Origin of the sequence: Shewanella sp. SG41-3 (assembly GCF_014164545.1) — a bacterium.
In the GTDB taxonomy this organism is placed as follows: domain Bacteria; phylum Pseudomonadota; class Gammaproteobacteria; order Enterobacterales; family Shewanellaceae; genus Shewanella; species Shewanella vesiculosa.
Window position 1 is genome coordinate 271,560 of sequence record NZ_JACJFJ010000006.1, and the last position, 19,461, is coordinate 291,020.

The 19,461-nt window shown below is 41.9% G+C and carries 17 protein-coding genes; 9 read left to right on the forward strand and 8 right to left on the reverse strand.

The features are described from left to right. Positions 1-124: 124 nt before the first annotated feature. The 4 genes from H5164_RS13850 to ppsA all read right to left on the reverse strand — a co-directional run bounded on the left by H5164_RS13850 (position 125) and on the right by ppsA (position 6,684). Positions 125-544: a MarR family winged helix-turn-helix transcriptional regulator gene (locus tag H5164_RS13850; protein ID WP_124015853.1), complete on the reverse strand. Its 420-nt coding sequence runs from the start codon at positions 542-544 to the stop codon at positions 125-127. 120 nt (positions 545-664) lie between these two features. After that, positions 665-1,123 (reverse strand): DUF1285 domain-containing protein, encoded by a 459-nt coding sequence (locus tag H5164_RS13855; RefSeq protein WP_182756687.1) that lies wholly within the window; start codon positions 1,121-1,123, stop codon positions 665-667. A 13-nt stretch (positions 1,124-1,136) separates the two neighbouring features. Further along, the gene (locus tag H5164_RS13860) at positions 1,137-4,184 is read right to left on the reverse strand and encodes an FAD-binding and (Fe-S)-binding domain-containing protein (RefSeq protein ID WP_182756742.1); all 3,048 of its coding nucleotides are present in this window, start codon (positions 4,182-4,184) and stop codon (positions 1,137-1,139) included. A gap of 130 nt (positions 4,185-4,314) precedes the next feature. Further along, positions 4,315-6,684, reverse strand: a complete 2,370-nt coding sequence (gene ppsA / locus H5164_RS13865; protein ID WP_124016001.1) for a phosphoenolpyruvate synthase — start codon at positions 6,682-6,684, stop codon at positions 4,315-4,317. Between the two features lie 126 nt (positions 6,685-6,810). On the opposite strand from ppsA, the gene H5164_RS13870 reads away from it, so the two are divergent. Both H5164_RS13870 and H5164_RS13875 read left to right on the forward strand, forming a co-directional pair. Continuing rightward, on the forward strand, positions 6,811-7,623 hold the full coding sequence (locus H5164_RS13870; RefSeq protein ID WP_124015851.1) for a pyruvate, water dikinase regulatory protein: 813 nt from the start codon (positions 6,811-6,813) through the stop codon (positions 7,621-7,623). A 194-nt stretch (positions 7,624-7,817) separates the two neighbouring features. Next, the gene (locus H5164_RS13875; RefSeq protein ID WP_124015850.1) at positions 7,818-8,882 is read left to right on the forward strand and encodes a 3-deoxy-7-phosphoheptulonate synthase; all 1,065 of its coding nucleotides are present in this window, start codon (positions 7,818-7,820) and stop codon (positions 8,880-8,882) included. Positions 8,883-8,983: 101 nt separating this feature from the next. Here H5164_RS13875 and H5164_RS13880 read toward each other — a convergent pair whose 3' ends face one another. Further along, the gene (locus tag H5164_RS13880; protein WP_182722758.1) at positions 8,984-10,207 is read right to left on the reverse strand and encodes an HD-GYP domain-containing protein; all 1,224 of its coding nucleotides are present in this window, start codon (positions 10,205-10,207) and stop codon (positions 8,984-8,986) included. A gap of 361 nt (positions 10,208-10,568) precedes the next feature. On the opposite strand from H5164_RS13880, the gene H5164_RS13885 reads away from it, so the two are divergent. The 6 genes from H5164_RS13885 (at position 10,569) to H5164_RS13910 (ending at position 14,892) form a co-directional block, all read left to right on the forward strand. After that, positions 10,569-11,285 (forward strand): SIMPL domain-containing protein, encoded by a 717-nt coding sequence (locus H5164_RS13885; RefSeq protein ID WP_182756689.1) that lies wholly within the window; start codon positions 10,569-10,571, stop codon positions 11,283-11,285. A gap of 4 nt (positions 11,286-11,289) precedes the next feature. Then, entirely contained in the window at positions 11,290-11,829 is a 540-nt protein-coding gene (locus H5164_RS13890; protein ID WP_182756692.1) for a histidine phosphatase family protein, read from the forward strand. Positions 11,830-12,064: 235 nt separating this feature from the next. Next, complete coding sequence (locus H5164_RS13895) at positions 12,065-12,502, forward strand: acyl-CoA thioesterase (RefSeq protein ID WP_124015846.1); 438 nt, start codon at positions 12,065-12,067, stop codon at positions 12,500-12,502. Positions 12,503-12,684: 182 nt separating this feature from the next. Then, positions 12,685-13,347: a response regulator transcription factor gene (locus H5164_RS13900; protein WP_182697130.1), complete on the forward strand. Its 663-nt coding sequence runs from the start codon at positions 12,685-12,687 to the stop codon at positions 13,345-13,347. Further along, entirely contained in the window at positions 13,347-13,961 is a 615-nt protein-coding gene (locus H5164_RS13905; RefSeq protein WP_182756693.1) for a DUF938 domain-containing protein, read from the forward strand. Before H5164_RS13900 ends, H5164_RS13905 begins: the two co-directional genes overlap by 1 nt. A gap of 85 nt (positions 13,962-14,046) precedes the next feature. After that, the gene (locus H5164_RS13910; RefSeq protein WP_182756695.1) at positions 14,047-14,892 is read left to right on the forward strand and encodes a D-hexose-6-phosphate mutarotase; all 846 of its coding nucleotides are present in this window, start codon (positions 14,047-14,049) and stop codon (positions 14,890-14,892) included. Between the two features lie 213 nt (positions 14,893-15,105). On the opposite strand, the gene H5164_RS13915 is transcribed toward H5164_RS13910, so the two are convergent. The 3 genes from H5164_RS13915 to H5164_RS13925 form a co-directional block, all read right to left on the reverse strand. After that, the gene (locus tag H5164_RS13915) at positions 15,106-15,279 is read right to left on the reverse strand and encodes a hypothetical protein (RefSeq protein WP_165870071.1); all 174 of its coding nucleotides are present in this window, start codon (positions 15,277-15,279) and stop codon (positions 15,106-15,108) included. Between the two features lie 196 nt (positions 15,280-15,475). Further along, positions 15,476-17,194 carry a bifunctional UDP-sugar hydrolase/5'-nucleotidase UshA gene (gene ushA / locus H5164_RS13920; protein WP_182756697.1) on the reverse strand — a complete coding sequence of 573 codons (1,719 nt, stop codon included), beginning with the start codon at positions 17,192-17,194 and terminating at the stop codon, positions 15,476-15,478. Between the two features lie 313 nt (positions 17,195-17,507). Next, positions 17,508-18,176 carry an alpha/beta hydrolase gene (locus H5164_RS13925; protein WP_124015841.1) on the reverse strand — a complete coding sequence of 223 codons (669 nt, stop codon included), beginning with the start codon at positions 18,174-18,176 and terminating at the stop codon, positions 17,508-17,510. Positions 18,177-18,389: 213 nt separating this feature from the next. Between H5164_RS13925 and H5164_RS13930 the strand changes: the two genes are divergently transcribed. Beyond that, positions 18,390-19,421, forward strand: a complete 1,032-nt coding sequence (locus H5164_RS13930) for a glutathione S-transferase family protein (protein WP_182756699.1) — start codon at positions 18,390-18,392, stop codon at positions 19,419-19,421. Positions 19,422-19,461 lie beyond the last annotated feature (40 nt).

Below are 19,461 nucleotides of genomic sequence, written 5' to 3' on the forward strand. Positions count from 1 at the left end.
GGGGGGCTACAAAATACCTTGGTTGATCCTTGTTGCTCGCCATTTAACTACTACAGGATAGAAACTGGCAAGCTTCATTTTGCCTCGGTGAAGCCCTATGGTCTTAGTAACCAAAAACAATATGTTATTGGTTAAATTTATTCACTTTATTCAACAAACGCATAAACTCGTGCTGCTCAGAATCTGTCAGCGCTTCTAAAAATCGTTCATTAACCCACGCAGCCTCGTGAAGTAAATCTTGTTGCAACGCTTTACCGTTGTCGGTTAAAAATATTTGAAATGCACGGCGGTTATCCGCTTCTTGATGACGGGTAATAAACCCCTGAACTTGCAGATGGTCGAGCAGACGGGTCATGGTGTAATTTGCCACATCACAACGTTTAGAAAGCTCAGTTTGACTTAAGCCCTCTTCTTGCCACAAGGTAAACAATACCGGCCAAAGTTTACTGTCTAAATCGTAGCGCTTTAAGCGCGTATCGATTTCTTGCTGCAAAGCAATATTCAGATGAGAAATCAGGTAACTTAAACTTTCAAAGCGTTTCAAATGAAACCTCCTACATCGTCAGTGGGATGTATTGGCCCTATTACCATATTGGCCTATACAGCAGCTAACCACACTTGAACATGTTTACATTACCATCTCTATACGTTAAAAAAAGCGCTTTTAGTCAAAAGATAAATATTCATTAATATAACGATAGTAGCAGGCTCGATTCAATTGCCCGACCAAGCCGCGAACTAATGGTACATATATACCATCATCAGTGACTATGATATCAGCACGATCAACAATGGAATGCTGTTTACCTATGCTATTGGTAAATATCAGCTTTATACTGTCATTAACATTATTAGCAGCAACAGAATTAACTTGATAGTCCACCAGTAGTAAAGGATATGCCTCAACAGAGACTCTCACCTTCTCCACCGGAGTCATTAAGAAATACTCGCCATCGATACAGTGTAAAATACTGCTGAATAAAGCCGCAAATTTTGCGGGCAACGGACTGTCTAAATATAACCAATCGCCATTAGCTTGGATGTGAAACAGTGCATCATCATTGCACAGCGCCACTCCATCTGGCTGAGTAAACGAAGCTAATGCTGCTGTTTCATCTGTCATTATGCTGATACCTTTATGCCATTAACTTAAGCAAGGCTTCAATTGGGTGCTGAGGTTTAAAGCCTGCAAAGCGCTTAACTTGACTACGACAAGAATAGCCCGAAACCAAAACTTGACTTTGTTCAGCTATTTTTTCAATACTAGGTTGCCAAGACATTTCAAACAGTTTTTCAGAGCGTTCAAGGTTTTCAAGTTCATGGCCATAGGTGCCAGCCATCCCACAACAGCCTAAATTAACACTGCTCAAGTTTGCGCCAAAATGACTAAAAATGGCTTTCCATTCATTGGCGGTATTAGGCTTTGCGGTAGATTCTGTACAATGACTAAACCAGGTATATTGTGGCGCATCATTGGCTAACGTTGTCGCTTCTCTTCGATTTGCAACAACATCCATTAACCATTCATTGGCTAAAAGCACCTCAAAGGGACCACGGCGCATGCCGAGGGCTTCTTTATACTCATCGCGATAACATAATACCAAAGCAGGGTCTAAGCCGACCATCGGCATACCAAGGGCATGAACACGGTTTAAGAAATCAGCACTGTTTTGCGCTGTTTTGGCAAACTTGTCTAAAAAGCCTTTTATATGGGTCGGTTTACCATTGGGTTTAAATGGCAGTAAAACCGGCTTAAAGCCGAGCTTTTCGATTAATTGAATAAAGCGATAAACTAAGTCAGCATCATAAAAGCTGTTAAACGGGTCTTGTACAACTAGCACATACTGATTGCGCTGGTCTTCTGGGATGGTGTACAAAGAATCCAAATCATAACCGCGACTAGAATGCCCGTCTAAACGCTGTTTAAGTGTCGGCACAGATAGTTTGGGGGCATCGACATACCCAATCGCTTTTTTAATCACCCATTTACTCAACGGATTTTGCGAAGCTAAATTAGTCAATTTAGGCATAGCAGCCATTAACGGCAATGAATCTTCGATTCCTGCAACTAGATAATCTTTAGCCGGACGCAAATAACGTTTGTAGTAAATATTGAAAAACTGCGCCCTAAACTTTGGTACATCGACCTTAACCGGACACTGACCTGAACAAGCTTTACAGGCTAAACAGCCTTTAAGAGATTCCATGACTTCGTGCGAATAGTCATAATCACGTTGGTTATTTAAGGTATTTTGAGTACGTTGCATCCAGCCAAGTGGCTTCGACTTTGCCAGCGCGTCAACATCAACACCTTCAGCTTCAAGCAAACGTAACCATTCACGCATTAACCCGGCACGCCCTTTTGGTGATTGTACTCGATCACCAGTGACCTTAAACGACGGACACATAGGCGAATAGCTGCTGTAGTTAAAACACAATCCATTACCATTACAGTTCATCACGTCAGGAAAAGCATTACGCACTTGCACTGGGATTTGTCTATCGAAACTGCCACGTTTGGCACTGTCAACATTAAACAGTAGTGGGCCAGATTGAGGTGGCGCGACTAATTTACCAGGGTTTAAGCGATTGTCAGGGTCAAATAATCCTTTAATCTGTTCAAGTACTCCGTAGAGTTCTTCGCCAAACACCGCGGGGCCATATTCACCGCGAACCCCTTTGCCGTGTTCGCCCCACATTAAACCGCCATATTTTAGCGTTAATGCAGCCACTTGATCAGATATCACTTTGAGTAATTGTTCATCGGCGACATCGCACATATCAAGCGCCGGACGCACATGAAGTACGCCTGCATCGACATGACCAAACATGCCGTACTGCAAATGATGGCTATCAAGCAGTGCCCGAAACTCCATAATATAGTCGGCTAAGTGTTCTGGTGGCACAGCGGTATCTTCAGCAAAGGCTAGCGGCTTACGGGTGCCTTTGGTGGCACCTAATAAGCCAACGGCCTTTTTACGCATGGCGTAAATACTGTCAATATCACTTCTGTGGGTAATGATTTGAAAACCGACTAAACCAAACTGAGGTTGACTGAGTTGTCCGCTGAGCATTTCTTCTAATAGGGCAACTTTATGTTTAACTTCATCATCTTCACCAGCGAATTCAACCATGTTAAGACCTTCGATGATCTTATTCGGTACGGCTTTAATGTGATCGGCCACCGAGTGCCAAATAATGTCTTCGCGAGCAAGATTAAGTACCTTGGAATCAACAGTCTCAACAACTGTGGCACTGGCCTTAACTAATGATGGGGCATGACGTAACGCTGACTCAAAGGAGTCATACTTAATATTCACCATCATGCGCGTTTTCGGTAATGGCGTTAGATTAAGCTTGGTTTCGGTGATCACCGCCAGCGTCCCTTCGGAGCCAGCTAAAATGCGCGATAAATCAAACTGGCTTAGGTCGTCATTCCACACGTGCTTTAAATCATAACCAGTTAAAAATCGGTTCAATTTAGGGAAACGTTCAATAATGGTGTCACGTTTTTGTAAGCATAAAGCTGCTACTTGGCTAGCAATGGCATTGCCAAGTTGATTAGCAGCAAAAGGGTGTTGATCAACTTTGTCATGATCTATCGGCGTAGTAGTGAGTACACTGCCATCAATGAGAACACTGGTCAGTCCTAACACATGATCCGATGTTTTACCGTAAACCAGTGACCCCGCACCAGAGGCATCGGTGTTAACCATGCCGCCAACTGTCGCGCGGTTTGACGTAGATAAATCTGGACTAAAAAAGAAGCCGTGCGGGCGCAAAGCATCATTTAACGCATCTTTAACCACACCTGCTTGTACCCTAGCCCAACCCTCTTTGGCATTAATCTCGAGTACTTGGTTCATGTGCCGCGACACATCTAAAATCAAGCCGTGGGTTAATGACTGACCATTAGTTCCCGTTCCACCGCCGCGCGCACTGAAAGTCACAGCTTTGTATTGAGGTTGCGCCGCTAACGATAATACCAACTCGACATCTTGTTGATGTAAAGGATAAATCACCGCTTGTGGCAAAAATTGATACACAGAATTATCGGTTGCCTGAATAAGCCGCGCACTGTAGCGCTTGTCTATTTCACCTTCAAACTCGCTTTGCTCCAGCGCGTCAAGATACTCAAGATAGATAGGTTCTAATGTTTGTTTATGTGATAGTAAAGGTAACATAGAGGACTTATTATTTATTGGCATATTGCAGCCATTATAAACAAAAAAAAGCCGCTAAAAAGCGGCTTTTCTAACAACTTGATAAAATTGCATGTTAGGCAGACAATCCACCAGCAATTTTTAGCATAATTTAGCCATGAGCTTCAGCTAAATATAACCAAGTATCGATAACGGTATCAGGATTAAGCGATACAGAATCAATACCTTGCTCAACTAACCATGCAGCAAAATCAGAATGGTCTGAAGGACCTTGACCACAAATACCGACGTAAGCACCTTTCGCTTTAGCCGCTTTAATCGCCATGGCTAATAATGCTTTAACCGCATCATTACGCTCATCAAACAAGTGACTGATGATTCCTGAGTCACGATCAAGCCCTAATGTTAACTGAGTTAAATCATTTGAACCGATAGAAAAACCATCAAAATGCTCAAGGAACTGGTCAGCTAGCAAGGCGTTTGAAGGTAGTTCACACATCATGATAACGCGTAAGCCATCTTTACCGCGCTCTAAGCCTTGTTCTTTTAGTAACTCAATAACTTGAGATGCTTCGTTTACGGTACGCACAAACGGGATCATCACTTCAACATTGGTTAAGCCCATTTGATTACGAACACGTTTAATCGCTTCACATTCGAGCGCGAAACAATCGCGGAATGATTCAGAAATATAACGGCTCGCACCACGGAAGCCCAACATTGGATTTTCTTCATCTGGCTCGTAACGATCACCACCGACTAAGTTTGCATACTCGTTAGACTTAAAGTCTGACATACGTACGATAACTTTCTTCGGATAAAAAGCCGATGCGATAGTCGCGATACCTTCAACTAGACGCGCAACATAAAACTCAACTGGCGAGTCATACCCAGCGATCATTTCATTAATTTCTGTCTGTAGCTCAGCAGTTTGGCCATTGAAGTCAAGCAACGCTTTAGGATGAATACCAATCATGCGGTTAATGATAAACTCTAAACGCGCTAAACCCACACCTTCGTTAGGTAAACGAGCAAAGTCAAATGCACGATCAGGGTTACCCACATTCATCATAATTTTCATTGGTAAAGGCGGTAAGGTATCAACACGGTTAGTGACGATTTCAAACTCTTGTTTACCCGAGAAAATTAAGCCAGTATCACCTTCAGCACAAGATACGGTAACTATGTCGCCAGTCTTAATGCGGTCAGTCACATCACCACAACCTACAACAGCAGGAACACCTAGTTCACGTGCAATAATCGCAGCATGGCAAGTACGGCCACCACGGTTGGTTACAATGGCACTAGCACGTTTCATGATAGGTTCCCAATCTGGGTCTGTCATGTCAGTCACTAACACATCACCTGGCTCAATTTGATCCATCTGGTCGATAGAGGTTAATACCTTGGCGACACCAGTACCAATCTTATGGCCAATAGCACGACCTTCACAGATCACCTCGCCTTTGGTTTTTAAGTGATAACGTTCAATTAACTGCACATCTTCACGGCTACGAACGGTTTCTGGACGAGCTTGGACAATATATAACTTTCCGTCGTTACCGTCTTTGGCCCATTCGATATCCATTGCACGACCATAATGCTTTTCAATCACCATGGCTTGCTTAGCAAGCTCCATGACTTCTTCATCATTAATCGAGAATACACGACGTTGCTCTGCAGCAACGTCTTCAATTTTAACTTGCTTACCATGGCCGGCATCATCAGAGTAAACCATCTGAATCAACTTACTGCCGATGTTACGACGCACAACAGCCTGATGGCCTTGCGCTAAAATAGGTTTGTGCACATAGAATTCATCAGGGTTAACAGCACCTTGTACAACCATTTCACCTAAACCAAAAGATGAAGTGATAAATACAACGTCATTATTACCTGACTCAGTGTCCATAGTGAACATCACCCCAGATGCGGCTTTGTCTGAACGGACCATACGTTGTACGCCAGCAGATAAAGCGACACCTTGATGTTCATAACCTTGGTGGACACGGTAAGAAATTGCACGGTCGTTAAACAGTGATGCGTATACATGCTTAATTGCCAGCATGACAGCATCGAACCCTTTAACGTTGAGGAAGGTTTCTTGTTGTCCAGCAAAAGATGCATCAGGCATATCTTCAGCAGTGGCTGAAGAACGCACAGCAAATGATGCTTCTTTCGTTTCGCTCGACAATTGCTCGTAAGCTTCGCGAATCGCGTCTTCTAATGCGGGTTGAAATGGGGTTTCAATAACCCATTGTCTGATCTGGGCACCTACTTTTGCCAGTTCATTGACATCATCAACATCCAATGTCGCCAGAATGTCAAAAATTTTCTGGTTAACTCCACTTTGTTCAAGGAACTCATTGAACGCATGAGAGGTCGTTGCAAAACCGCCAGGAACTTGAACCCCTGCATTAGCCAGATTGCTGATCATCTCACCAAGGGATGCGTTTTTACCGCCAACCTTGTTTACATCACCCATGCCTAATTCTTGATACCAGAGTACGTATTGCTGCACAGTTTTATCTCCGCAAGTTTTTATTTCAGTGGCCACTTCACACGAGGGCAATAGCATCTTACACTCCCATACAACACGCGTAAATCTATAATTTTATTTGTAATTTTATTACTACAAGAGGTCAGAATGACACCAAAAGTATTCTACATTTCAGATGGGACCGCGATCACAGCTGAGGTTTTTGGGCATGCGGTGCTTTCGCAATTTCCCATAGAATTTGAAGCACTTACGATTCCGTTTGTGGAAACTATTCAGAAAGCACAAAAAGTGAAGCAACAAATAAATGATTGTTTTATTACAACAGGTGTAAGACCACTTGTGTTCCACTCAATCATTAATCCGGAAATCCGCAATGTGATTTTTTCAAGCGAATGTGTCGATTATGACTTTTTAAATACCTTTGTTGCGCCATTAGAACAACACTTGGGCGTGCAAGCGAAGCCTTTATTGCATCGAACTCATGGTAAAAGTAACCACGGTTACGAAACTCGTATAGATGCGATTAACTACACAATGGAAAACGACGATGGCCAAACCATGAAACACATGGATAAAGCCGATATCATTTTATTGGGCGTATCTCGCTGTGGTAAAACCCCCTCCAGTTTATATCTGTCGATGCAGTTTGGTATAAAGGCTGCAAACTACCCGTTTACTGAAGATGATATGGATAACCTTCAGTTACCTGAGGCATTAAAACGCAATAAATCAAAATTATTTGGCTTAACAATCGATCCACATCGTTTGCATGAAATTCGTCAAAGCCGAATGGAAAACAGCCGTTATTCATCATTAAGACAATGCAAGCTTGAAGTGAAAGAAGTGGAAATGATGTATAAAAAAGAACGTATCCCTTTTGTGAATACCACCAATCATTCGGTTGAAGAAATTGCCACAAAAATTATTGATATAACCGGTTTAGAACGTCATATGTTCTAATTTATAAACAATAAAAAACGCTGTAAATAGGCTTTCAAACCCAGACTGACTCGCTTAATTCGAGTAAGCCGTTTACAGCAATCTGTTTATTCAGCCAGAGAATCCGAGGCTAAGCCTCGCATCTTGAACTTCTTTGGGTATATAATCCCGAGTAATATGATGCTGATGCATCTCACGATTTCTCGGTAATATGCATGACAATTAAAACAGATGAACTACGAACTACCCTTTTAAGCAAAGTCATTTCACCCGCTCAACTGGCATCAGAATACCCTTTGACTCAAGATGCTGCAGACTATCTTGTTGCACAGCGCCGAGAAGTTGAAGCCATTATTGCCGGTGAAGACCAACGCTTATTAGTCATTATTGGCCCTTGTTCAATTCACGATACCAAAGCGGCACTTGAATATGCCGAGCGCTTATCGGCACTTCACCACGAACTAAAAGATGACTTATGCATTCTGATGCGGGTCTATTTTGAAAAGCCTCGCACTATTGTTGGCTGGAAGGGATTAATTTCGGATCCTGATTTAGACGGCAGCTTTAGCCCCAACAAAGGCTTGCGCTTGGCGCGTGAGCTATTGCAGCAGATCACCGAATTAAAACTGCCTATCGCCACTGAATTTTTAGACATGGTAAACGGTCAATATATTGCTGACTTAATCACTTGGGGCGCTATTGGCGCACGTACCACCGAAAGCCAAATTCACCGTGAAATGGCGTCTGCGTTGTCCTGTCCTGTGGGCTTTAAAAATGGTACCGACGGTAACATTAATATCGCTGTTGACGCCGTTCGCGCAGCCCAAGCTCCACATATTTTTTATTCTCCGGATAAAGATGGCGCCATGGCGGTATATCGTACTCACGGCAATCCATTTGGGCATATTATTTTACGTGGTGGCAAAACACCAAACTATTGTGCAGAGGACATTGAAGTGGCTCGCGCCCAACTTGAACAAGTGGGTGTAACTCAGCGTATGGTGGTTGACTTTAGCCACGGCAACAGTGAAAAACAGCATAAAAATCAGTTAAATGTTGCCGATAGCATCATAGCGCAACTGCGCAGTGGTAGCACAGCTATCGCCGGTATTATGGCAGAAAGCTTTATGATTGAAGGTAATCAAAAAGTCGTTAAAGGCGAACCTTTAGTTTATGGTCAAAGTATTACCGATGCCTGTTTACATTGGGCTGATTCAGAAAAACTGTTACGTGATTTAGCTCAAGCATCAAGAGAGCGTAAAGCCTTACTCGCACAATAAGTCCTTACTGACTTATTCGCTAGTTGAGCAGCTTGATGAACGTTTACCAATGCCAGTCATTTATGACTGGCATTGTCATTTATAGTCTTAAATCCATCCTATTACTCTTGTTCTAGTAAAGAGGCTTTAGACAATACGGCAAACTGTTCACTGATCATCACCAGGCTGTCGACTAACTCAGGGTCAAAATGCTTACCTTTACCTTCTAAAATAAGCGTCATCGCTTCTTCATGGCTAAACGGCCTCTTGTAACAGCGTGGTGATGTTAATGCGTCATATACATCAACCAGAGCCACTATTCTCGCAGACAAGGGAATGGCATCACCGATTAACCCCTTAGGATAGCCGCTGCCATCCCACTTTTCATGGTGAGCTCCGGCAATGTCGCGCCCCATCCGAATAAATGAACATTCTGGGGCATAGGCTAATAGACTATTAAGTACTTTTTCACCTATCACTGGATGCGCCTTAATTTGCTCGAACTCTTCTGCCGTTAAGCGTCCAGGTTTTAATAAGATATGATCGGCAATACCCACTTTACCTATATCATGCAAAATGGCTGAAAGGCTTATTTCTTGAATAAAAGCTTCGGTTAATTCTTGTGGAACATGCTCATCAGTTAATCGTTGTTTTGCCAGCATATTGGCATACTGCTGCATTCTGATTAAATGCGCCCCCGTTTCATTATCACGGTACTCAGCTAACTTAGCTAATCCCATCACAGTGGCTTTACGTGAGGCCAAAGTAGATGCTAACGAATGCGTTAATTTACCCAACAAATAAGATATAGACTGAGTCACAATGGCATTAGTCACTAAAAAGTTAATCGCTACCACATACCAGATCAAGGTTGAAAATCCACTCACATCAGGCCAATGAACTAGTTGGTATTGATAGGCGATACCGATTAGTAATAGCGATATCGCGTTGACAACTTGAGCCCATAGCGCCATTTTTTCGCCGAGCAAAATGCTGCACAGTGGAGGGAAAGCAAATAGCCAAAAAAAGCCCGCACCAGAGGGGCCTATAGCAATGACAAAACCAATACCGATACCAAACGCAAGGTAACATCCTACGATAAATTTTTGCCTATCAGTAATGCGAGGATAAAACAAAATGAATAACAATATTCCATAAGCGAGAGTATCAAATATTGCCATGCCCCATAAGTTTTTAACGACGCACAAATAGACACTGGTGATGTAAACCGGAATACACAATAAAGCTAATATGCTAAATAATCGTTGAAAAATCACTCGGCGCCATGCTGGTAATGAATCATCAAACCCATGAAGAATAAGCTGTGCGGTTAACCGAGAAGACATATTAATTCCTTTAAGGCGAGGTTGTGCTCACAGCATTGAGTTTTTTTAATATAGTAAATTGAATAGCTTAAAACGTTATCCAAGTGATAAAGGCAATATAGCAATTGTGTTATTTGCGCTTGTAAGTATTGTTGCAACACTGACAATACGCAAAAAATAGGATTAAAAATAATCCATAAAACCAATATTGAGTCCATATTCGATTATGATCGCCCTTCATTGGACTGACGATGATTGTTGATAGTGCCTTATTTGACCATAATGATGCCCTTATATGATAATGAGGTACTTCTATTCATTCTCTGCAACAAAGAGTCACCTTCGTCGAGCCACACTGTTACCTATTAATAAGGATGTTGTTATGCAAAGTTCGTCTCGTAGTGCTGCTGTTTTTGGAATATTCATTGCGCTGGGCTTTGGTGCTTTGGGTCTGTTACTCAAACAAGCCATTGTTGAATACAAATTACTTGAGCGCAGTGTCACAGTTAAAGGCTTAGCAGAAAATGAATATCCTGCAGACATTGTCATCTGGCCTATCCAATTTACTGCAGCCAATAATAATCTCGATGAACTGTATAAACAGCTGGAAGCACAAAACAACCAAGTGGTCAGTTTTTTAACTGAGCAACATATCGATCCAAAAGAAATTACCCTCACAGCGCCGACAATTACCGATAAACTGGTGCAACAATATGGTGGTAATCAACCAATAGAATTGCGTTATACCGCGACACAAACCATTACGGTTTATTCTAATGACATCGATAAAGTGCGTGGTGTCATGCCGCAATTAACTGAGCTGGGGAAAACGGGCATTGTATTCTCGCAGAATAACTATGATGCCCAAGTCGAGTATATTTTTAGCCGATTAAATGACGTTAAGCCAAAAATGATTGAAGAATCGACCACCAATGCCCGCTCAGTGGCCGAAAAATTTGCTAAAGATTCTCAAAGCCGATTAGGAAAAATTAAAAAAGCCACTCAAGGGCAATTCAGTATCAGTAACAGAGATAAGAATACGCCCTACATTAAGCAAGTGCGTGTGGTATCAACCATCGAATATTACTTAGCGGATTAACCATATGAAACAGATAATCACCAGCATACTGATTGGTTTGATGAGCTTGATGAGCATATCGATAATGGCACAGGCGCCAGAATCGACATCAGTTGATCTTAACCATAAAGGGGCCACAAGTAATCACGTTATCTTTATCGTTAGGCATGCAGAAAAACGTACTGGTCAAAATCCCAGTTTATCTGCACAAGGACAATTACGAGCCTTACGTTTAGCAACAGTGTTATCGGCGACCTCTTTACAAAAAGTCTACACCACTGATTATAATCGTACCCGTGAAACAGCCAAGCAAGTCGCTCAAGATCAACACCTGGAGCTAAGTGTTTATGATCCTCAACATATGGCAAACTTTGCCCAGCAGTTATTAACCGAACAGGGTAATATTTTAGTGGTAGGCCACAGTAATACTTCGACAGATTTAGTTGAAAAGCTCGGGGCAAAGCAACAAATACCGATTGATGACGCCAGTGAATTTGATCGTTTATATATTGTGACCCTAAATCCCAACAAACAAATAGTATCAACTGTATTGCTTCGTTATTAATTTAGCCTATGCAGAATAGACATCAACTCAATCGACAACTGCATTTAAGCACATTAGGTTAATCAAATAATTCAGTTGTTACTATTAAACAACATATTGTCCATAAGGTTGCACAACCGTGAGGCCTTATCGACAAATAAGCACCACAACATCGACACGAATACGCTCAATACAGTACAATGCGCGGCTTTTTTCGCTTAATTCTTTATTGAACCGCATAACATTAGGTCGTTGTATGTCCCTTGCTCAAAACCCAGCACAAACTCAAAACCATTTCCCTGATGACATTGCAGCACGTATTGCTCAATCAGAAGCCCGCGTTATTAAGGCAATTTTCCCATCTAATACTAATCACCATAACACCTTATTTGGTGGTGATGCATTAGCCTGGATGGATGAAACAGCATTTATAGCCGCTACACGTTTTTGTCGTAAATCATTAGTAACCGTGAGTTCTGATCGGATTGATTTCAAAAAAGCGATACCCGCTGGCAGCTTGGCTGAGCTGATTGCAAATGTGATCCATGTTGGTAACACATCGCTAAAAGTTGAAGTGAATATTTATGTTGAAGATATGTACCGCGATCATAGGGAACATGCAATACGTGGCGTGTTTACTTTTGTTGCGGTAGATGAAAATCGCAACCCGACCCAAGTGTGGCCACATAATTAATAACACCCAGTAAATGCAGTCAGATAGATGGCTGCATCATCATTTCGCTCACTAGACTAAAGTCTATAGTTTGATTGTTTTTATTCAAATCAATGATAATCTTGCACAAAGCAATAGAATACTCGATTACTTTTCTGTTACATTGAGTTTATCTTCACGTGCAACATAGAATAAAAAACGCCATGAAGCTCGAAAATTTAAATATCATTATTGCAGATGACCATCCATTATTCCGTAATGCCTTAAGGCTAGCGCTGAGTAATGCCTTTGAACACACGCAATGGTTTGAGGCTGATAGTGCCGAGGCATTACAACATGTCCTTGATGAGAAAGACCAACCGTTTGACTTAATCTTACTTGACCTACAGATGCCGGGCTCTCACGGTTATTCAACGTTAATCCACCTTAGAACCCATCATCCAGACATTCCTGTGGTGGTGATTTCTGCCCACGAAGACATCAATACCATAAGCCGAGCAATACATTATGGTAGTAGCGGATTCATTCCAAAGTCAGCGTCTATGGAAGTGTTGGAAGAAGCATTAAACGCGGTGTTATATGGTGATATTTGGTTACCCAAAGGTACCCAAATTGTACCGGTTTCTGATGATCCAACCGACAAAATGGCCTCACGTCTATCTGATTTAACCCCACAGCAATATCGCGTACTGCAGATGTTTGCCGAAGGGTTACTCAACAAACAAATTGCTTATGATTTTGGGGTATCAGAAGCCACCATCAAGGCTCATGCAACGGCAATATTTCGCAAATTGGGTGTTCGCAATCGCACTCAAGCGGTGATAGCATTACAACAATTAGAAATGGATAGAATTGATATCTCGTAATGCCTCAATCATTAACGTTACAACAGCTACCTTTTTCGCAAGCTTGTGAAAATAACCAGCAGCCTATATTAACGCTATTAACAAAGTGGCTTCATAGTTGCGTTCATTTGCTTGAAATAGGCAGTGGTACTGGCCAGCATAGCGTGTATTTTGCTAACCATCTTCCGCATATCCGCTGGCAACCAAGCGATCAACGGCATTATCTGCCTAATTTGCAAGCTCGTCTCAATTTGCAAGCATCACCAAACTTACAGCCCGCTATTGAATTAGATGTCACCCAGCCTTGGCCGCAACTGACATCAAATGTCGATGCGATATTCAGTGCTAATACTCTGCATATTATGAGTAAGACGATGGTTGAAGCATTTTTTATTGGCGTGGGTAATCTATTGGTAAACGCTGGCTCATTAGTTATTTATGGTCCGTTCAATTACCAAGGCCAATTTACCAGTGACAGTAATCGACAGTTCAATATGTCTTTACAACACAATAATCCCCAAAGCGGCATCCGCGATATCGAATGGATCTGTCAATTAGCACAGCAGCAAGGGCTAACGCTTCGAGAAGACATTGCTATGCCAGCCAATAATCGTTTACTGCATTTTATTAAGTAAGCCCAAATCATTTAACCAATAAGCCAATTGCTTCTGTTCATTTATAAGCTATCGGCTTGGATTAACACATATAAGGACACAGATTATGGGTTCAGTTACCACCAAGAGACATCCCAATGGTCTCGATTATGTTGCTGTCGATACCGCGTTTTGCCAAGCGCGTATTTTTTTGCAAGGGGCGCAAATAGATCAATTTACACCCAGTGGAAAATCACCACTTTTATGGGTATCAAGTGCCGACGATTACCAACCAAGCAATGGCATAAGAGGTGGAATTCCAGTTTGTTGGCCTTGGTTTGGGATGAGCGATATCCAAGGCTTTCCACAGCATGGTTTTGCGCGCAATAAGATTTGGTCATTAGAATCCATCAACATGGGCGATCAATCTGTTGCGTTGCTGTTTGCCCTGCCCGCCAGCGAAATAGATAAGCAGTATTGGCCGCATAATACCCAAGTGAAGGTGCTATTTAACTTAGGTGAAACATTATCGGTAAGCATCATCAATATTAACAATGCAGATTACGACATCGAGCTCACACAAGCATTGCATAGCTATTTCCCCATAGAAGATATTCACCAACTTAAGGCCAGTGGATTTAGCGGTTCACAATACATTGAATTTGATCAAGGACCTTTTGAACAAGTCGACGATGTGGTTAAATTTGATCGAGAAACCGATAGAGTTTATACCAAACTAGCGCCCATTCAGGAATTACATACTCCAAATGGAACGATTGTGGTGAGCCGGGAAAACAGCCACTCCGCAGTGTTATGGAACCCTTGGATAGACAAGTCAACCCGCCTATCTCGGTTTAATCATGATGATTACTTAACCATGGTCTGTTTAGAAGCAGCCAACGTGAGAGACGACAGCATAGTGTTAGCGCCAGGACAAACCCACACGTTAACCACTCATATCGGTTGGAAATAAATAGGCTGGAAATAATATCACTTAATTGTGGCTAATCATGTCAGCCATAGACTGATGAAACACGCAGTTATCAAGCTAATTTGACTTCAGCATAATCAACAGGCAGCCTCGGCTGCCTGTTGATTATCACATGTTGCTTAATAGCATTAAGGATATCGCTCACATAGAGCTAATCGCTTATCGTAAAATGACTAATCAGCTTAGCTGTGAGAATTAACTAATGGTTCGATTGGTAGATTTTCGAAACAAACCAAACCAAAAAGCAGTTTCAAGTAATCCTCCAGCCACAAAAAAAGTCACCGCCCCGGTTTGGCTGCCGGCTAAATAACATGTCAACGCCAGCGCAATTAATGCGATTAAGACCACGACTCTGTAGATACCTGTCATATTAATTTTCTCTCAACCCAATCAATGAACTGTTCATCAGTCACTATATTCTCCAATCACATTAGCCCTTTAATCCACTGTAAGTCAACTAAATAGCAGCCAATAAAAAAGGCAGCTTCAGCTGCCTTTTTTGCAATCGTACCTTTGGTCGAGATAAGAAATGGTTATACCATCTGTTTACCCAAACTGAGGCTAATTAGTTTGCTGTTACTTCACAACCTAGTGGGCTGTTTGAGTTTTCATAAACAATGTCACCCATTGGAGCATAATCTGCAGCCGCAATAGTGCCTTTATCTTTGAAGAAAGTGTATAACACTTCTGCATCAACATAACCTGTTTGAATTGGTGCAAGCTCAGGATAGCCATCACCACCAGCAGCATTGAAGCTTGGTACAGTAAAGCTGTATGAGTCAGTGGCACTGTAATCTTTACCATTGATTTCACTGATAGCAACTGTTTGAGCAGTACAATCTACTGTCATTTTCACACCGGTGATTTGTGCATATGCGCCAGAACCACGTTGGAAAGATGCTACAGTGTTTAAGTACTCAGTGACTTCTGCACCTGTCATAGTGCTTAACGTTACCATGTTGCCAAAAGGCTGCACGGTTAACACGTCACGGTAAGAGATATCACCTTCAGCAATTGAAGCACGCACACCACCAGAGTTCATTACACCGATATCGGCACCGACTTTAGTGCGTTGCGCTTCTGCAACCAAACGGCCTAAATTAGTTTGCATATTACGTACATTTGCACGTTCGCCGTCTAATAAACCATCGGTGGTAGCAATCACTTCACTAAGTTGGCCTTGACCACGTTCTTGATAATAAGAAAGTAGTTGTTTTAAGTCTGCATCTGCGGCGATTTCATCAGCAACCAATACTTTCGTTTTATTGCCATCTGCATCAGTCACTGATGTTTTCAAATTAACCGGGATTAACTTGTAACTAGCAAGGTGAAGCTCGCCATTGAAATATTCAAAATCAGCACGACCGACATACTTACCCCACTCGTGAGCTTGCATAATGTAAGTGCCATTTTGCATATCAGGCGTACAGTCATCGCCAGGAGCAAAGTCAGCGTAATCGTTTTTACCTGGTTCCATACATACTGGGTTTTGTGAATGACCACCAATAATGGCATTCAAATCACCTTCTGCTAGAGCACGAGCCATGGCGACGTCGCCAGGGGCGTTACTACCATTCATTGCATCAGCATAGTGACCCATATGAGTGGTTGCAAAAATAAGATCCGCAGTATCTGCAGCTTTAATTTCTGCAATCACTTTTGCTGCTTCAGTGGTTGGATCGGTAAAGGTTAAATCTTTGATAAATTCTGGGTTACCAATCTTCGCAGTGTCTTCAGTGGTTAAACCGATCACAGCAATGCGCAAACCATTTATATTAAATACTTTGTAAGCATCAAAGTAGCGAGTGCCATCAGCTTTATAAATGTTAGCCGCTAACATTGGGAAGTTAGCAATTGAGCGTTGTGAATCTAATACCGCAAGTGGATTATCAAACTCATGGTTACCGACTGCCATTGCGTCATAAGCAATTTCATTCATACCAATAAAATCTGGCACTGCGTCTTGTAAGTCTGACTCAGGGACGCCAGTGTTGATATCTCCGCCCGAAAGTAAAATCGTTTCACCGCCGTTTGAGCTAACTTCAGCACGGATCTGATCGATCAGCGTTTTACGTGCTGCCATACCGTATTCGCCGTCACCGTTTTCCCAAAAACGACCGTGGTTGTCATTGGTATGTAATACTGTAAATATTTTACAATCTGCACCAGCTTCGGCACACGTCGTCGGTGCAACGACAGCGGTATTGTCGTCGTCACTGCCACAACCGGTCAACGCTGCTAGTACAGCCGTTGCGACCAATCCTTTAATTAACATATTTGTCATGATTTACCCCGATGTTATAATTTATATTTTTAAATCCGTGAATTATCCTATTCACGGCCAGAATGATAACAAAGATTGACGGTTTTTGATGTCACTTTTATGACAGAATGTGATTTTTAATACATTATTTAACAATAACTTACACCTCAATAGTTCCCAGTAAAAAACAATTACCATGTTAACGGGTATGTTAAAGTAAAGTAAAAAAAATGGCTTAAGCATTTTTGCTGCTAAGCCATTTAAATAGATTGATTTTTTTATATAAAGACAATAACGATTATTGTCTTTATATAAGAACAGTGATGAGCTTGCGTTATTTCAACACTTGCTGCAACCATTGACCAATATCAGCAAGTTGATTAGGCAATACACTGTGGGCCATCGGATAAGTTTTCCAGGTACTCTGATAACCTGCCGCAATCAGTGCGTCATAAGCCATTTTACCAGCAAACATCGGGACAACATCATCTTGCTCACCATGATGTTGTAAAATAGCAGTATGAGCATTAGCATCAGCAAGTTGCTCTGGCAATGTTTCGCCACCGGGTAAATAACATGATAACGCCATAATACCGGCCAGTTTTTGTTCAAAACGCAGCCCGGTGAACAAACTCATGACCCCACCTTGACTAAAACCCGCTAAAACGATTTTATCAGCAGGTATACCACTATTAATCTGCTCAACAATTAACTGACGGATGGCTTGCTCAGACGCCATAACACCTTGTATATCGGCGCGATCGTGTAAATCCATGCTTTTAATATCGTACCATGAGCGCATAACAAAACCGCCATTGATGGTCACTGCTTGTTCTGGTGCATGAGGAAAAATAAAACGAATACTGTGCTGACCAGCTAAGCCTAATACGGGGACGACGGGCGCAAAGCCAGCACCTGAATCACCCAATCCATGAAGCCAAATAACGCATGCTGTCGCAGGTGTTTGCGGCTCGATTACAATTTTTTCTAGCTTAAAAGACATATATATATCAATCCTATCAATGCAATAAAATATTGCAGGCTATATTACGTCAATTGATTTTTAACATCGATCTATTCACACCCCATCACCACAAATAATCAACCTTGACGGCAATGTAATTAATTTAATCGAACAAAACTAGCGATTAATTATACTTTTATTCGATTTTATTTGTTGTAACCTAAGACTAAAGCCACTAAGGAGATGAGAGATATGGGATTACTACAAAATGGCCAGTGGGTCGATCAATGGTATGCAACCGAAGAAAATGGCGGTAAGTTTGTTCGAGAAGATGCGCAATTACGTCATTGGGTAACTGCGGATGGCCAAGCTGGCCCCTCTGGCGACGCAGGCTTTGTTGCAGAAGCAGGCCGCTATCATTTGTATGTGTCTCTAGCCTGCCCTTGGGCGCACCGCACCCTTATCTTTAGAGAATTAAAGCAATTACAATCACTTATTGATGTTACTGTTGTTGAAGCACATATGCGAGAAAACGGCTGGGAGTTTGCCAATGCTGTTGATGGCAAAATTGGTCAACACATAGCAGGGGCTCAAGCCGATCCTTTACATCAAAAAGACTTTTTATACCAAACCTATCAATTAGCGAAACCACACTACAATGGTCGAGTCACAGTACCAGTATTGTGGGACAAAAAAACCAACACTATCGTCAGTAATGAATCATCTGAAATCATTAGAATGTTCAATACCGCCTTTAATGATATTACCGGCAATACACTCGATTATTATCCTCAAGCCTTACAACCGCAGATAAACCAACTCAATGAGTTCATTTACGAAAAAATCAATAATGGGGTTTATCGCTGTGGTTTTGCTACCTCACAAGCCGCTTATGAAGAAGCCTATGATGCCTTATTCTCGGCGCTGGACACCATCGAGACCCGCTTAAGCACAAAACGGTATTTATTGGGCGATAGCATTACTGAAGCGGATTGGCGTCTGTTTACTACCCTGATCCGTTTTGACAATGTGTATGTCGGCCATTTTAAAACCAACCGCAATACAATCGAAAGCATGGCCTATATTTCAGATTATTTACGTGATTTATATCAACAACCCGGCATTGCTACCACAGTCAATATGGATCATATCAAGCAGCATTATTACTTTAGTCATCAACAAATTAATCCGACTCAAATCATCCCTGCCGGGCCTGATATTGACTTTTTACGCCCACATAACCGTGAGCAACTAATGACGTCAACATCTCACCCACAAGGTTAATCTGTCATAGGTTTTTGAACACGCTTAAGGAGTTTAGTGG

Coding starts and splice junctions, on each gene's coding strand:
- H5164_RS13855 (WP_182756687.1), bottom strand. CDS start 1,123: ATGACAGATGAAACAGCAGCATTAGCTTCGTTTACTCAGCCAGATGGA.
- H5164_RS13860 (WP_182756742.1), bottom strand. CDS start 4,184: ATGTTACCTTTACTATCACATAAACAAACATTAGAACCTATCTATCTT.
- H5164_RS13870 (WP_124015851.1), top strand. CDS start 6,811: ATGACACCAAAAGTATTCTACATTTCAGATGGGACCGCGATCACAGCT.
- H5164_RS13875 (WP_124015850.1), top strand. CDS start 7,818: ATGACAATTAAAACAGATGAACTACGAACTACCCTTTTAAGCAAAGTC.
- H5164_RS13880 (WP_182722758.1), bottom strand. CDS start 10,207: ATGTCTTCTCGGTTAACCGCACAGCTTATTCTTCATGGGTTTGATGAT.
- H5164_RS13885 (WP_182756689.1), top strand. CDS start 10,569: ATGCAAAGTTCGTCTCGTAGTGCTGCTGTTTTTGGAATATTCATTGCG.
- H5164_RS13890 (WP_182756692.1), top strand. CDS start 11,290: ATGAAACAGATAATCACCAGCATACTGATTGGTTTGATGAGCTTGATG.
- H5164_RS13895 (WP_124015846.1), top strand. CDS start 12,065: ATGTCCCTTGCTCAAAACCCAGCACAAACTCAAAACCATTTCCCTGAT.
- H5164_RS13900 (WP_182697130.1), top strand. CDS start 12,685: ATGAAGCTCGAAAATTTAAATATCATTATTGCAGATGACCATCCATTA.
- H5164_RS13905 (WP_182756693.1), top strand. CDS start 13,347: ATGCCTCAATCATTAACGTTACAACAGCTACCTTTTTCGCAAGCTTGT.
- H5164_RS13910 (WP_182756695.1), top strand. CDS start 14,047: ATGGGTTCAGTTACCACCAAGAGACATCCCAATGGTCTCGATTATGTT.
- H5164_RS13915 (WP_165870071.1), bottom strand. CDS start 15,279: ATGACAGGTATCTACAGAGTCGTGGTCTTAATCGCATTAATTGCGCTG.
- ushA (WP_182756697.1), bottom strand. CDS start 17,194: ATGACAAATATGTTAATTAAAGGATTGGTCGCAACGGCTGTACTAGCA.
- H5164_RS13925 (WP_124015841.1), bottom strand. CDS start 18,176: ATGTCTTTTAAGCTAGAAAAAATTGTAATCGAGCCGCAAACACCTGCG.
- H5164_RS13930 (WP_182756699.1), top strand. CDS start 18,390: ATGGGATTACTACAAAATGGCCAGTGGGTCGATCAATGGTATGCAACC.